The sequence below is a fragment of the Streptomyces sp. LS1784 genome (genome assembly GCF_020103755.1).
Lineage (GTDB): Bacteria > Actinomycetota > Actinomycetes > Streptomycetales > Streptomycetaceae > Kitasatospora.
On sequence record NZ_JAHSQD010000189.1, the window covers coordinates 1 to 14,039 of the forward strand.

The following is a 14,039-nucleotide window of genomic DNA, read 5'->3' on the forward strand; positions in this document are numbered from 1 at the left end:
TAGCCGGTGGCCGGGTCGACGGCAGGCTCCTCGACGGCGGGCGCCACGGGCGCGGCAGGTGCCACGGGCGCGGCGGGTGCCTCCGGTGCGGGCACCTTGGTGAAGGCGACGGTCGGCTTGTGCCCGCCCTCGGCCGAAGGCGCGTCGACCGGGCCCTGCCCGGACTCGACGGCACCGGCCTCGCCGGCACCCGCCTCCGGCTCGGGCACCCGCCGGAAGGCCATGGTCGGCTGGTGCCCGCCCTGAGCGGGGCCCTCGGAAGCGGACTCGGCCGCTCCCCGGCCGGCGGGCTGCTCCCCCTGCGGCCCGGTGGGCCCAACCTCGCGCTCGGTGCTCACGGACGACCTCCATAGCTGGCAGAACCAAGGACCATAGTTTTTCGCACTGTCGATTCGATTGCCGTAAGGACCCCTCTGAAGAACTCATAAGAATCCTTAGCCGGCACCGACGCCGGTACCGGCGGCCGAGGCTCCCCTCCCCCGCCGGACGTCCCGCGATGGACCGCGACTCCCTCGGCCTTGGGCGTTCGCCCCCGTGCCGGTTAGCCTGTCGCTCCAAACTGACACGCGGGAGCTTGGACCCACCAGGCTGAGAGTGCGCATGTCGACCGTACGCCACACGAGTGGCGGACGTTCGAGGGGGCGCTGACCGCCGGAACCTGTCCGGGTAATGCCGGCGTAGGGAGTATCGGCCATGCCGCCTGCTTCGCCATCCTCTTCTTCGGGCGCGAACGCCACCTCTTCGAGTGCGACCGCCGTCCTGGAGCGCCCCGAGGCCCCCCTGGTCCTGGACACCGAGCCGCCGCGCACGCTGCGCTTCCGGGACCACTTCGCGCTCTGGATGAACCTGGGCGTCAGCCTGATCGGCTTCTCCACCGCCGCCACCGTGCTCGGCGCCCCCGGCAGTGAGCTGTCGCTGGCCGCCGCGGTGACCGCGATCGTGATCGGTACGGCGGTCGGCACCGCGATGCTCGGCGTGGCCGCACTGATCGGCGCCCGCACCGGCGCCCCCGCGATGGCGAACCTGCGCGGGCTGTTCGGCACCCGGCTGTCCTACCTGCCGACGGTGCTGAACATCGTGCAGTGCATCGGCTGGGGCGTGTTCGAGCTGCTGACCATCTCGGCGGGCGCGCAGACCGTCGCGCACACCACCGGCTACCGCTGGCTGTTCGTCCTGCTCGCCGGCGCGCTGACCACCGCGCTGACCATCTGGCCGCTGGGCTCGATCGCGGTGCTGCGCCGCTTCGTGGCCGGGGCGGTCGCGGTGGCGATGGTGTACTTCACCGTCCAGCTGGGCCGCCAGGGCGTGCCGGACCCGGGCGCGGGCAACTGGCACGGCTTCCTGGGCGCCACCGACGCGATGATCGCGGTGTCGGTCTCCTTCGTCCCGCTGGCCGCCGACTACACCCGGCACTCGCGCACCCCGCGCTCGGCGTTCTGGGGCAGCTTCTCCGGCTACACGATCGCCCAGGTCTGGTGCTACGTGCTCGGCCTGATGGCGCTGCTGCAGTCGGACGGCGACCCGAACCGGATCTTCGACTCCTTCCTCGGGGTCTGGGCCGGCTGGCTGTTCCTGCTGGTGCTGGTGCTGCGCGAGACCGACCAGTCCTTCGCCAACGTGTACTCGACCGCGATGTCGGTGCAGAACCTGCTGCCGAAGGTGGACCGCCGGGTGCTCTCCGGCGCGATCGGCGCGCTGACCACCGTGCTGGCGCTGCAGATCGACGAGTTCACCGACACCTACTACGGCTTCCTCGGCCTCATCGGCTCGGTGTTCGTCCCGCTGCTGGCGGTGCTCGCGGTGGACTACTTCCTCGGCGCCGGCCGGCGCGGCTGGAACCTCTCCGCCGACGCGCCGTCCCGCTGGCTGATGCTGCTGCCGTGGGCACTGGGCTTCGCGGTCTACCAGTTCATCGCGCCGACCAAGGTGGCCGACTGGTGGACGGACTTCTGGACCTCCGCCCAGGAAGCGCTGCACTTCACCCCGCAGGAGTGGACCTCCGCCTCGTTGTTCGCCTTCCTGGTGCCCGCCCTGGCCACCTGGGCGCTCACCCCGCTCAGCCGCCGCGCCGGCAGCCGCTGAGGAAACCGGGGAAGCGCAGGCGCAGACGGCCCCACGGGTTGGGGCCGTCTTTGTCCGCGCTTCACTTCCGCCGCCTATCGTTGGCCCTGTGACCAGCCCAGACCTGTCCTCGACGACGGCGCGCACCGTGCCCTCCGTCCAGGTGATCGCCCACCGCGGTTCCTCCCACGCCCTGCCCGAGCACACCCTCGCGGCCTACCGGCGCGCGCTCGACGAGGGCGCGGACGCGCTGGAGTGCGACGTCCGGGTGACCGCCGACGGCGCGCTGGTCTGCGTGCACGACCGCCGGATCGGCCGGGTCTCCAACGGCCGCGGCACCGTCTCGGCCATGACCCTCGCCGAGCTGGAGGCGTACGACTTCGGTGCCTGGAAGACCGGCCGCCCCAGCACCGACCCGGAGCTGCGCGGGGTGCTGCGGCTGGAGCGGCTGCTGGAGCTGGTGGTGGACTGCGGCCGCCCGGTGGACCTGGCGATCGAGACCAAGCACCCGGTGCGCTTCCGGGGCCGGGTGGAGGCCGAGCTGCTGCGGACGCTGGAGCGGTTCAGGATCGGCGCGACCCGGGAGGGCGACCGCCCGTCCGCCCGGATCATGAGCTTCTCCTCGGTCGCCCTGAACCGGGTGGCCGCCGCCGCGCCGGAGTACCGGCAGGTCTTCCTGTTCGAGCGGACCCTGCCGCTGGTCGGCCGCCTGCGCGCCGGCTCGCCGCTGCCGGGCGGGGCGCGGATCGCCGGCCCGGGCATCGAGCTGGTGCGGGCCCGCCCGCAGCTGGTGACCCGGCTGCGCGAGCTGGGGCACGAGGTACACGTGTGGACGGTGGACGAGCCGGCCGACGTCGAGCTCTGCCTGGAGCTCGGAGTGTCGGCGATCATCACCAACCGGCCCGCGGAGGTGCTGGCGCAGCTCGGACGGTGATCCGCCGACGCACCGAAGGCGATACCCGTCCGATCCGATCACGCTGGTCGGCAGTCAAACCTTCCTCGTACGAAATTGCCGGAATTCTCGCATCCGGGCGACAGAGGGCGAGCGCGGAATGACCTGATGTCGACCGTCCGTCGCCGCACTCGAAATGGGCTCGCGGGATCGTCCGGTGCTCGTTTCCGACGCATTACCAAGGGGCATCTCTCCCTCGGCATACGCTGAAGGAGGTCCGGGGGTGGCGTTGATGGTGGCGCGTACTGTGCCCACAGGAGTTGGGCCGACCTCATCGACCATGGCAGTGCCGCACGGCCCAGCGAGTGTCGGGGTCGCACGGCGCCGACTGCGTCGAGATCTGGGTGACCGGCAGATACCGGAACCGGTCATCGATGATGCTGTTCTGATCCTTTCCGAGCTGTTGAGCAACGCCTGTCGGTACGCCCGTCCGCTCGGCCCGCTGCCGGCGCTGGGCCGCAGCGCCCGGGCCGAGGTGCTCGGACAGGTGCTGGTCGGCCTCCCGTCCGGGGCGCACTCCGCGCAGGGCGGCCAGGAGTCCGCCGAGGGCTCGGACGAGCCGCACGGCGGGGTGCTGATCCGCTGGCAGATGCACGCCGACGGGGTGCTCACCCTGGAGGTCACGGACGGCGGGGCGGCCACCCGGCCGCTGCCCGCGAGTCCCTCGCTGACCTCCCGCGGCGGCCGCGGCCTGAGCATCGTGGACCAGCTGGCCAGCGACTGGGGCGTGCGCGACGCCCCGGGCGAGGTCACGGTCTGGGCGGCGCTGCCCGCCCGGGCCCGGCACGCCCGGCACGCCGGGGGCGATGCCCGTAGCGCGTGAGCCGGGCCCGGGGAATGTGTCGTTAGGCTTCCCGGAACACAGAACCACCGTTCCCGGGAGAGCCGCAGCATGGGCAAGAAGGCCGCCAAGAAGGCGCCGCAGCGCCAGTCCACCACCGCCGTCACGGGCGAGATCCCCGTGGTCGGGGCCCGCGAGGACTGCCCCTGCGGCTCGGGCCGCCGGTACAAGGCGTGTCACGGCCGGGAGGCCTCGCACGCGGTGCAGGAGCTGGTGCACCGCCCGTTCGAGGGCCTGCCGGGCGAGGCCGACTGGGTGGCGCTGCGCGAGCTGGTGCCCGCCGCCACGGTGCCGCTGACGCTGGCCGCCGGGGTGGCCGAGGGCGCGACCGGCGACGTCCCGTCGGTGACCCTGGCCACCGTGCTGCCGCTGGCCTGGCCGGCCCTGCGCCGCCAGGACGGCTCGATCCTGCTCGGCCTGCAGACCCAGTCCGCCTCCGGCGACCTCAGCCGCGACCTCGCGGACGCCCTGGAGCTGGCCCTGGCCACCGAGCCGGGCAGTCCGGTGCCGGCCCGCCGGACCGTCCCGGGCGGGCGCCGTCTGCAGGACCTGCTGGACACCACCGCCGCGTTCACGCCCACCGTGCACACCGGCTTCGAGTTCTGGCTGGAGGACGCCGAGTCCGCCACCGGCGAGGTCGCCGCCTCCCTGGAGCGCGCCAACGCCTCGGCCATCCCGACCGAGAAGCTCGCCGGCGTGGACTCCGCCTACTGGTGCGGCACCCCGGACAAGAACCACCTGCGCTGGGTGATGACCGTGCCCGAGGAGCAGCTGCTGGACGCGCTGGCCCGGCTGGACGCGGCCGGCGAGGCGTCGCTCGGCGCGGACACCCGTCTGGTCGGCTCCTTCCGCGCGCACGGCCTGACCGTCCCGGTGTGGGACCTCCCGCTCGCGATGTCCGCCGCCGACTGCGAGAAGCCGGCGGCGGAGTTCGCCGAGCGGCTCGCCGCCGTGCTCGCCGACGGGACCCCGCTGACCGCCGAGGAGCGGCGTGCCCGCGCGAACCTGGTGAACCGTCAGGTCACTTTGAACTAAAGCGCACCGGATCTGCGTGATACGCGTCACATTGCTGCGGTGAACGCGCAATTTCCGGGCGTGCAGGGCGTCTTGGAAATTGGCGCGGGCGCGGATCCTTGTTACTGTCTAAAGAGTCCGGCCGCTGGTGCATCCCCCGTCGCCAGCGGCTGGATCTTTTGTTTTTCCGGAACGCCCCGGCGGACGGCCCCCGATGCCCCGCCCGGCCCCGGTGATCCTCAGTAGGCCGAGCGTCCGCTGTCCAGCCGGACCGTCGCCTCCACCAACTCCCCCAGCAGCGGCCCGACCTGCGGCAGCCAGACCCCGCCACCGGCACCCGGTCGCGGCGCGAGCACCCAGCGCACCTGCCCGGCCGCGCCGCCGGGCGGCAGCGGCAGGAAGCCACCCGGCCCGTGATAGCGCAACGATCCCGGCACCCAGGGGAGTTGGGCAAGCATCTCGCCGAGCACGTCCAGCGAGTACGGTGCCACCAGCAGCGCGTAGCGGCCCGGCATCGCCAGCACCGGTCCGAGCGGCAACCGCAGCGCGCCCAGGTAGGCCAGCGCCCGGGCGCCGGCCGCCGCGGGCAGGCTGACCGCCGAGACCGTGGAGCCGGTCGCGGCCAGCACCGGCGCGTCCGGGCTCTGCCGCTCCCACCACCAGCGCACCATCCGGGCGTCCGTGGTCGCGGCCAGCAGCGAGGGGTCGTGCGGGTGTGCGCCGGGGACGGTGCAGTCCAGGTCACCGCAGGAGCAGCAGCCGTCGCGCAGCACGGCGCCCGGCACCACGGGCCAGCGGTGGTCGACGGCGGCCGTCAGGGCCGCGGCCAGTCGGGCGGCATGCTCCTCCGGCCGGCCCTTCGGGTTCTCACGCATGGCGCTCGTTCCTTTCCCTGACCGCTCGGTTCGCTCCGCCCCGCCGGCATCCGTCGGGATCCTCCGCACGGGCCGGCCGCGGCACGGCCCGGGCGGCACGGAGCGGAGCGGGGCGGGCGGCAACGCGGACGGCGCGGCTACGACGTGGAGCGGGTGTGGAGCACGACATGAAGGGCCGCGCACCGGCACAGCCCTTGGAACGAGAATCCCGTACGCGACCGGATGGACGCCGCCCGGGCGCGCTTGGTTCCACCGTACGAGTGAGAGAGTTCCGGTCGGCCAGGCTCGCGGGCGGCACGGACATACGATCCGGACGGCCGCCCGGGCCGTCCTCCCGGTTCTGCCCGTTCGCGGCCCGCTCCATGCCTCCCGGTCCGCCCGGCGCGCACGCGAGCCCTGAGCGCCCCCGACCGGGTCGCGATGGATGTGGAACGGGCCACCGCGTCGTCCTGGATCTGGACATGCCCCGAATGGCCTGTGTAGAAGTGGTGGCATTGCTGTCGATCAATGACGAGTAGTAGCGAATCGAGGCGAAACACGCCCATTGGCCGTGCTCGCTCCACATTGGCCGTACCTGGGGGTTTCGCATGGCACGTAGCACCGCGTCAGGAGTGGCGGCATGAACGAGTCCCACCCGTCGACGGCCCTCCCGTCGACGACGACCGCCGAGCCGGGCGAACCCGGCTGCGCAGGCGGGCTCACCGTCCTCGACCCGCCGGACCTGCCCGGCCGGGTCGATGCCCCGGACGGCACCGCGGACGGACGCACGGCGCCGTCCGCTGCGGTGCAGGACCGTTTGGCCGGACGCCTGTCCGATATCACCAGCCTGCACGAACACACCGAGCGGCTCGCCCGTACCCGCGGCCTGGCCGCCACCCTGGACACCGTCCTCGCCTCCGGAGCCGCCCTGCTCGGCGCCCGGCGCGGCGTGCTGGTCACCAGGCTGCCCGGCGGCGGGCCCGGCCAGCCGGTCGGCTTCGGCCTCGACCGCGCCAGCCTCGGCGCGTTGGAGACCGTCCCGACCGAGCAGAGCCTGCTGGCCAGGCTGCTGCGCGAACGGGACCGGCCCGCGCAGCTGCACTCCCGCGACCTCGCCGAGGACCCGGCCATCGGCGCCCGGCTGCGCGAACTCGCCGTCCACCTCGGCCTCGGCGGCGCCTTCGGCCTGCCGCTCGCCACCCCCGAGGACGGCCCGCTCGCCGCCGCCCTCTGGTTCTGGGACGAGCCCGCCGAACCGACCGGATGCCGGCGCGAACTGGCCCGCCACTACTGCGAGATCGCCGCCCCGCTGCTCGCCAAGCAGCTGGAGTCGGACCGGATCGCGCGCACCACCGAGGCACTGCGCCGCGGCCTGCTGCCGGACCGGCTCCCCCAGGCCGCCGGACTGCGACTGGCCGCCCGGCTCGTCCCGGCCGGGCTGGAGCGCTCCTGCGGCAGCGACTGGTACGACGCGATCCCGCTGCCGGACGGCACCATCGGCCTCACCGTCGGCTCCGTCTCCGGCGACGGCCCCGGTGCGGGCCCGGGCTCCGCCCCCGGCGCGGCCGCCGCGATGGGCCGGGTCCGGTCCGCGCTGCGCGCCTACGCGGTGCTGGAGGGCGAGGACCCGGTCTCCGTCCTGGGGGACCTGGAGCTGCTGCTCAAGACCACCGAGCCGAGCCGCACCGCCACCGCCGTCTACGCCTGGGTCGAGCCCGAGGAGCGCCGGATCACCCTGGCCGGCGCCGGGCACTGCCCGCCGGTCCTGGTCGGCCGGCACGGCGCCGAGTTCGTGGAGACCTCGCTCTCCGCCCCGCTCGGCATGCTGGCCTGCTGGGAGGCCCCCGGAGTGGAGTTCATCGCGGAGCGCGGCGACACCCTGCTGCTCTACACCGAAGGACTGGCCCGCCGCTGCGGCCCGACCCTGCACGCCGGGCAGGCCAACCTGCGCCGGGCCGCCGCCGACGCCCCGCGCGACGTGCGGATCGACCCGGACCGCCTCTGCGCCCACCTGCTGGCCGTCTGCCCGGACCCGGACGCCGCGACCACGGCCACCGACGACCTGATGCTGCTGGCGGCCCGCTTCGAGTGACCGTTCGGGGCCGGAACGAACGGGCGGCCGGGCGTCCGTACCATGGACGCACGGCCGCCCGCGCGTGTCGCGATCCGACACCTCCCCCGAGGGCGGCGGTACCACCCCCCAAGGAGGCGTTGCACGTGACCGAGGACCGTACCCCCGCGGTGGCCGAGAACCCCGAGGCCGAGGGCGGCGAGGAGCCGGAGCAGCACAAGGGCCGCAAGAACGGCCTCTACGGCGAGGTCTCCGACGAGCTGGCCGCCTCGATGAAGTCCGGCTGGGCCGACACCGAGCTGCACGGCCTCGCCCCCGTCGCCCAGGCCCCGTACGCGGCCGAGCGCCGCGCCGAGCTGTCCGCCGCCTTCCCCGGCGAGCGCCTGGTCGTCCCGGCCGGCAACCTGCGGGTGCGCTCCAACGACACCGACTACGCGTTCCGCGCCTCCAGCGAGTACGTCCACCTCACCGGTGACCAGACCGAGGACGCGGTGCTGGTCGGCGAGCCGACCGGCGCGGCCGGCCACGAGTTCGTGCTCTACCTGCTGCCCCGCTCGAACCGCGAGAACGGCGAGTTCTGGCTGGACGGCTACGGCGAGCTGTGGGTCGGCCGCCGGCACAGCCTGAGCGAGCAGGAGCAGCTGCTCGGCCTGCCCGCCCGCGACGTGCGCAAGGCCGCCGAGGAGCTGGCCGCGAAGGCCGCGGACTCCGCCGTGCCGACCCGGATCGTCCGCGGCTACGACGCCGGCCTGGAGGCCGCGCTCGCCGACGCCCTGGACGCCGACAGGGACGCCGGGTTCAAGGAGTTCCTGAGCGGTCTGCGGCTGGTCAAGGACGAGTGGGAGATCGGCGAGCTGCGCGCCGCCTGCGACGCCACCGTCAAGGGCTTCACCGACGTGGTCCGCGAGCTGGGCCAGGCCGTCGCCACCTCGGAGCGCTGGATCGAGGGCACCTTCTGGCGCCGCGCCCGGGTCGAGGGCAACGACGTCGGCTACGGCACCATCGCCGCGGCCGGCCCGCACGCCACCACCCTGCACTGGGTGCGCAACGACGGCGACGTGCGCCCCGGCGAGCTGCTGCTGCTGGACGCCGGCGTGGAGACCAGCACCCTCTACACCGCCGACGTCACCCGCAGCCTGCCGATCAACGGCCGCTTCACCGAGCTCCAGCGCCGGATCTACGACGCGGTGTACGACGCCCAGGAGGCCGGCATCGCCGCGGTGAAGCCCGGCGCCCGGTTCCGCGACTTCCACGAGGCCTCGCAGCGCGTCCTCGCCGAGCGACTGCTCGCCTGGGGCCTGCTGGACCCGTCGGTGTACGACGTCGAGAAGGTCCTGGAGCTCGGCCTCCAGCGCCGCTGGACCCTGCACGGCACCGGCCACATGCTCGGCCTGGACGTCCACGACTGCGCCCACTCGCGCCGCGAGGAGCACGTCGACGCGCTGCTGGTGCCCGGCATGGTGCTGACCGTCGAGCCCGGCCTGTACTTCCAGCAGGACGACCTGACCGTGCCGGAGGAGTACCGCGGCATCGGCGTCCGGATCGAGGACGACATCCTGGTCACCGCCGACGGCAACGAGAACCTCTCGGCCGGCCTGCCCCGCCGGGCCGAGGACGTCGAGGCCTGGATGGCCTCGCTCGTCTGAGCCGGAGCGCGCACGAGCACGCAAGAGGGCCCGGCCTCCCGAGCAGTGGGAGGCCGGGCCCTCGGCCGCGGGCGCGGGACCGCTACCGCCCCAGGGGGCCGAAGGGGTTCCGGCGGGCGGCCTGGTGGCCGTTCGACCGGGCGCCCACCGGGACCTCGACGTCGCCGTGCCGGAAGCGGCTACTTCACGACCGTCGTCCCGATGCTCCGGGACCCCAGGTGGGTCGGCGACGCCCCGGTGCCGTCGTACGGCAGCACGACGTCCGCCTGAACCGACATCGTCCCGGCGGCGTACCCGGAACCGAGCGTGATCCGGTACTTGACCACCTTGCTCTGGCCGGCGGCCAGCGGGAAGGTGACCCGCTTGCCCGCGCTCAGGGAGTTCCGCTCCGCCAACGACAGCAGCGGCACGGAGACCCAGGTGTCCCCGTCCAGGCGCTCCAGCGTGCCCGCGTTCGCCGGTTCGGAGGTCCCGAACGAGGCCGGGTACGACACGGTGTAGAGCGCCGGCTGGACGGCGGCGAAGCCGCTCTGGGCGGTGTTCTTGAAGGTGACCGAGAAGGTCACCGGAGTGCCGTTGGCCGGCACCTGCTGCCCGGTTGAGAGGCCGCTGAACGACACGGCCACGCTGTTCTCGGACGGCGGGGACGGCGGGGACGTCGGTGCCTTGTGGCCGCTCGCGTCCAGGCTGTTGACGATCGCCGTCAGGCCCGCCTGGTAGTCGCTCTTGAGCCCGTTCGCCACCACGAAGACCTGGTCCGAACCCATCCCCCACATCTGCGCCGTGAAGGTGTCGCCGGGCTTGCAGGCGACGTTCCACTGGGTCTTGTCGATCGTCTTGCCGGCCACGGTGGGCTTGGTCCGCACGGGGGCGCTGACCGAGGAGTAGCCGTTGTCGGGGAAGTAGGGCCGGCCCCAGACCGGGCAGTTCGGCTGGTGACCCCAGCCGCTGTCGGCGGCGAGGTCGGCCATCGTCGGCCAGGCGCCGAGTTCGTCCGGGCTGTTGTAGACCACGACCAGGACGCCGTACGGCTCGCAGTCCATCGGCGACCAGCCCTGCTGCGGGCCGACCGGCGCTCCGGGGCTCAGCACGCAGACCCGGTCGTCCGAGCGCGGCACGACCTTCCAGCCGGCCGGGACCTTGAACCTGACGCCCCGGAAAGTGTACGAACTCGCCGCGCCACCAGGGGTGTTGGTGGCGGAGGAGGACGGGGCGCCGTCGGCGAGCGGGGCCTCGGTCTCGGCCCCGCCCGTGGGGGCGCCCGGGTCGGTGGGAGCGGCCGTCGGGCTGGGGGCGCCGGTCGGGTCGGACGTCGGGCTCGGCGCGCTGGTCAGGGTGGCGGCCGGGGGCGGGACTTCGTCCTGGGCGACCGGCTCGCCGTGGAAGGTGAGCACGCCGAGCGCCAGGGCGGCGGCCAGTCCGAGCGGCAGGGCGACGGCGTACACCGGGCGCAGCCGGCGGATCCGGCTCTTCGGGGGCGCGGCCGGGCGCAGGCCGGCCGCCGTGACCATGGAGGCCCGGGCCGTCATCGCCTCGCGGAGCAGCCGTTCCGTCGGGGTCTCGGCAGGCCCGTCGCCGTCGCCGCCGGTGCGGCGGGGGAGCTTGTCGGTCATCGAACCTTCTCCAGGTGCTTTTCCAAGGCGTCCAGAGCGCGGCTGGCGGTGGACTTCACGGCACCCCGGGACAGTCCCAGGGTCTCGGCGATCTGCGCCTCCGACAGGTCGGACCAGTAGCGCAGCACCAGCACCTCGCGCTGGCGGGGAGTCAACTCCTGCAGGGCCACCAGCACCCGGCGGTGCTCGTCGTTGAGCACCGCGTGGTCCTCGGCGGACGGGGCGTCCGCCACGTGCGGCGGCACGTACTCGCGGGCGGTCCTGCGGCGGCGCAGCATCGAGCGGGCGCCGTTGACCACCGAGGTGCGCAGGTAGCCGAGCGCGTTGTCGAGGTCGTCCAGCTCCTCGCCGTAGCGCTGGTAGAGCTGGGTGAAGGCCTCCTGGACGACGTCCTCGGCCAGGTCCTGGTGGTCGACCAGCAGGACCGCCATCCGGACCAGGCCGAGCCGGTGGGCGTGGTACAGGTCGGTCAGGGTGGGCCGGTCCTCGGCCGGCTTGCGGCCGCCCCGCAGCAGCCGGAAGCCGGAGCGGCGCTGCTTCGCCTCCTGCTCGGTGACGGCGCCGGCGAGCGGCTCGCCGGCCTCCTGCGCACCGAACAGCACGGCGACCGCCCCTCGGATGGAGAAGCCGCGCCCCCCTGCCTGCGCGGCGGTCGGCCCGATGGCCATGGACATGTGCGATTCCGCTTTCCCCCGGGACGGTGACGGCGCAGGCCGTTCCGTCAGGTCACCTGCTCAAGATCGTGATCGGGGGGATCGCTCCGGCTGCCCTCTGCCGGGTTCCCTCCGTCCCCGTACCAAAGGACGTGTGACCGGGGTGAAGGTTGCAGGTGGGTTCGAAGAGAATTCCGAAGGGGCCGGGACGGCTACACTCACCGGCATTCCGCCACCCGTGAGCAGGGGGTTCGCATGGCCGAGCAGATCGTCGACGGCCCGGTCGGGGCCGGAACGGGTACGGCTGTGGAGAGGACCGCGGCCGTCGATCCGGCCGCGGGTACGACTGCGGTCACCGGGACCGCCACCGGGTCACGGCCGGTGGCCGTCACCATCGGCCGGTGTCCGGAGCCCGTGCACGACGTCGCGGTGTACGCCTTTCCGGGCATGGCGCCGTTCGAGCTCGGCGTGGTGGTCGAGGTGTTCGGGCTGGCGCGGCCCGAGCTGACCGGCCTGCTGGCGGCGCCCTGGTACGGGCTGAAGGTGTGCGCCGACCGCCCCGGGACGCCGCTGGACGCGGTGGGCGGCTTCGCGCTGACCGCCCGGCACGGACTGGACGAGCTGGCGGCGGCCGACACCGTGGTGGTCCCCGGGGTGCCGAACGCGTTCGACCGCGAAGTCTCCCCCGCCCTGGTCGAGGCGCTGCGCACCGCGCACGGGCGCGGCGCCCGGATCGTGTCGATCTGCTCGGGCGCCTTCGCACTGGCGGCGGCCGGGCTGCTGGACGGCCGGGAGGCGACCACCCACTGGCGGTACGCCGAGCTGCTCCAGCAGCGGTACCCGGCGGTGCTGGTCGACCCGGACGTGCTGTACGTGGACAACGGCGACGTGCTGACCAGCGCGGGCAGCGCGGCCGGCATCGACCTCTGCCTCCACCTGGTCCGGCGGGACCACGGCGCCAAGGTCGCCAACACGGTGGCCCGCCGCTTCGTGGTGGCACCGCACCGGGACGGCGGGCAGGCCCAGTTCGTCGAGGCGGCCGTCCGCCCGGTCGAGGCCGAGGACGACGGGATCGCCCGCAGCATGCAGTGGGCGCTGGACCACCTGTCGTCCCCGCTGGCCGTCTCGCAGCTGGCCCGCGCCGCCCGGATGTCGGAACGCTCGTACCTGCGGCACTTCACCGCCCGCAACGGGACCAGCCCGATGCGCTGGGTCGTCACCCAGCGCATCGCGGCCAGTCTGGCGCTGCTGGAGTCGCCGGAGGGGACGGTGGAGGAGATCGCCGCGGCGGTCGGCTTCGAGAACGCCGCGGCCTTCCGCCACCACTTCGGCCGGGTGATGCGCACCTCCCCGACCGCCTACCGGCGCTCCTTCGGGCGCGGAGTGGCCTGAGCGCGGCGCCTACTTCCCGTCGCGCTTCTCCTCGCGTCGGTCCGCGTTGGCGAGGATGGCGTCGTGCAGCCACTGCGCCAGGCCCGGCGCCGTCTTCTCGTAGGCGTCGGTCCAGCGCGGGTCGGAGACGTACAGCCCGGCCAGGCCGCGGTGGATGGTGTACGTGCAGTCGTAGAAGTTCCGGCAGATGTGCTGCCGGTGCTCCTCGGCGAGGTCCGTGGCCACCGTGCCGTCGGCGGGCTCGCCGGCGGTGATCGCCTCGGCCAGGCGGTTGTTGATCCCGGTCATCTCGGCCTGGATGCGCTGCCAGTCGGCCTTGGAGTAGCCGCCGGTGCGGCGCTGCGACTCGGCCCAGGCCTCGGTGTGGCCCCAGCGCTCCTCGACCTCCTGCTCCCACTCCTCCTGGTAGCCCTCGCCGAAGATCTCGAACTTCTCCTCCGGGGTCAGCTGAATGCCCATTCTCCGTGCCTCCATGGCGTGTTCGACGGCTGTGGCGAGCTCCTGGAGGTGACTGATCCGGTCGGTGAGCAGCCGGTGCTGCCGCCGGAGGTGTTCGGTCGGGCTGACCGATTCGTCGTCCAGGATCGCCGCGATCTCCTCCAGGGGGAACCCGAGTTCTCGGTAGAAGAGGATCTGCTGCAGCCGGTCGAGGTCGGCGTCCGCGTACCGGCGGTAGCCGGACCGGGTACGGCCGGCCGGGGACAGCAGGCCGATCTCGTCGTAGTGGTGCAGGGTTCGGACGGTCACCTTGGCGATCTTCGCCACGGCGCCGACCGAGTAGCCCTCACTGGTCATCGGAGTTCCTCCCTGGTGCTGACCACCACCCTCGGCTCTCACGTCGCGTGAGGGTCAAGCGGTGGGACCGGCGCGGGCACGCCCGCCCGCTTCAGGCGCCGACGCCGGCGCCGGCCAGCGCCCGTTCGCGCCGACGGCCGCTCCGGC

General features: G+C 73.7%; 11 protein-coding genes, 1 pseudogene and 1 riboswitch. Of the genes and pseudogenes, 7 read left to right on the plus strand and 5 right to left on the minus strand.

Going from position 1 to position 14,039, the window contains the following annotated elements:
• Nucleotides 1-338 (minus strand): annotated as a pseudogene (locus tag KS423_RS21675) (hypothetical protein); the annotation flags it as partial.
• A 218-nt stretch (nucleotides 339-556) separates the two neighbouring features.
• A riboswitch (TPP riboswitch) is annotated at nucleotides 557-701 on the plus strand.
• Here KS423_RS21675 and KS423_RS21680 point away from each other — a divergent pair.
• The 4 genes from KS423_RS21680 to KS423_RS21695 all read left to right on the plus strand — a co-directional run bounded on the left by KS423_RS21680 (nucleotide 694) and on the right by KS423_RS21695 (nucleotide 4,889).
• The gene (locus KS423_RS21680) at nucleotides 694-2,082 is read left to right on the plus strand and encodes a cytosine permease (protein WP_224281232.1); all 1,389 of its coding nucleotides are present in this window, start codon (nucleotides 694-696) and stop codon (nucleotides 2,080-2,082) included. It overlaps the preceding riboswitch by 8 nt.
• A gap of 88 nt (nucleotides 2,083-2,170) precedes the next feature.
• On the plus strand, nucleotides 2,171-2,995 hold the full coding sequence (locus KS423_RS21685; protein ID WP_224281233.1) for a glycerophosphodiester phosphodiesterase family protein: 825 nt from the start codon (nucleotides 2,171-2,173) through the stop codon (nucleotides 2,993-2,995).
• Nucleotides 2,996-3,416: 421 nt separating this feature from the next.
• A complete protein-coding gene (locus tag KS423_RS21690; protein ID WP_374120002.1) occupies nucleotides 3,417-3,836 on the plus strand; it encodes an ATP-binding protein in 420 nt (139 codons plus the stop codon).
• Nucleotides 3,837-3,905: 69 nt separating this feature from the next.
• Entirely contained in the window at nucleotides 3,906-4,889 is a 984-nt protein-coding gene (locus KS423_RS21695) for a DUF5926 family protein (RefSeq protein ID WP_224281235.1), read from the plus strand.
• A gap of 218 nt (nucleotides 4,890-5,107) precedes the next feature.
• On the opposite strand, the gene KS423_RS21700 is transcribed toward KS423_RS21695, so the two are convergent.
• A complete protein-coding gene (locus KS423_RS21700) occupies nucleotides 5,108-5,743 on the minus strand; it encodes a bifunctional DNA primase/polymerase (RefSeq protein WP_224281236.1) in 636 nt (211 codons plus the stop codon).
• Between the two features lie 619 nt (nucleotides 5,744-6,362).
• Between KS423_RS21700 and KS423_RS21705 the strand changes: the two genes are divergently transcribed.
• Nucleotides 6,363-7,814 (plus strand): PP2C family protein-serine/threonine phosphatase, encoded by a 1,452-nt coding sequence (locus KS423_RS21705; RefSeq protein ID WP_224281237.1) that lies wholly within the window; start codon nucleotides 6,363-6,365, stop codon nucleotides 7,812-7,814.
• 125 nt (nucleotides 7,815-7,939) lie between these two features.
• Complete coding sequence (locus KS423_RS21710; protein ID WP_374120003.1) at nucleotides 7,940-9,439, plus strand: aminopeptidase P family protein; 1,500 nt, start codon at nucleotides 7,940-7,942, stop codon at nucleotides 9,437-9,439.
• Between the two features lie 179 nt (nucleotides 9,440-9,618).
• Here the strand turns inward: KS423_RS21710 and KS423_RS21715 are convergent, their stop codons facing one another.
• On the minus strand, nucleotides 9,619-11,052 hold the full coding sequence (locus tag KS423_RS21715; protein ID WP_224281238.1) for a hypothetical protein: 1,434 nt from the start codon (nucleotides 11,050-11,052) through the stop codon (nucleotides 9,619-9,621).
• Complete coding sequence (locus KS423_RS21720; RefSeq protein ID WP_224281239.1) at nucleotides 11,049-11,726, minus strand: RNA polymerase sigma factor; 678 nt, start codon at nucleotides 11,724-11,726, stop codon at nucleotides 11,049-11,051. Before KS423_RS21720 ends, KS423_RS21715 begins: the two co-directional genes overlap by 4 nt.
• 234 nt (nucleotides 11,727-11,960) lie before the next feature.
• Between KS423_RS21720 and KS423_RS21725 the strand changes: the two genes are divergently transcribed.
• Entirely contained in the window at nucleotides 11,961-13,097 is a 1,137-nt protein-coding gene (locus tag KS423_RS21725; RefSeq protein ID WP_224281240.1) for a helix-turn-helix domain-containing protein, read from the plus strand.
• Between the two features lie 9 nt (nucleotides 13,098-13,106).
• Here the strand turns inward: KS423_RS21725 and KS423_RS21730 are convergent, their stop codons facing one another.
• Nucleotides 13,107-13,892 (minus strand): MerR family transcriptional regulator, encoded by a 786-nt coding sequence (locus KS423_RS21730; RefSeq protein ID WP_224281241.1) that lies wholly within the window; start codon nucleotides 13,890-13,892, stop codon nucleotides 13,107-13,109.
• Nucleotides 13,893-14,039: the final 147 nt, after the last annotated feature.

Coding starts and splice junctions, on each gene's coding strand:
- KS423_RS21700 (WP_224281236.1), bottom strand. CDS start 5,743: ATGCGTGAGAACCCGAAGGGCCGGCCGGAGGAGCATGCCGCCCGACTG.
- KS423_RS21725 (WP_224281240.1), top strand. CDS start 11,961: ATGGCCGAGCAGATCGTCGACGGCCCGGTCGGGGCCGGAACGGGTACG.
- KS423_RS21695 (WP_224281235.1), top strand. CDS start 3,906: ATGGGCAAGAAGGCCGCCAAGAAGGCGCCGCAGCGCCAGTCCACCACC.
- KS423_RS21720 (WP_224281239.1), bottom strand. CDS start 11,726: ATGTCCATGGCCATCGGGCCGACCGCCGCGCAGGCAGGGGGGCGCGGC.
- KS423_RS21715 (WP_224281238.1), bottom strand. CDS start 11,052: ATGACCGACAAGCTCCCCCGCCGCACCGGCGGCGACGGCGACGGGCCT.
- KS423_RS21730 (WP_224281241.1), bottom strand. CDS start 13,892: ATGACCAGTGAGGGCTACTCGGTCGGCGCCGTGGCGAAGATCGCCAAG.
- KS423_RS21705 (WP_224281237.1), top strand. CDS start 6,363: ATGAACGAGTCCCACCCGTCGACGGCCCTCCCGTCGACGACGACCGCC.
- KS423_RS21680 (WP_224281232.1), top strand. CDS start 694: ATGCCGCCTGCTTCGCCATCCTCTTCTTCGGGCGCGAACGCCACCTCT.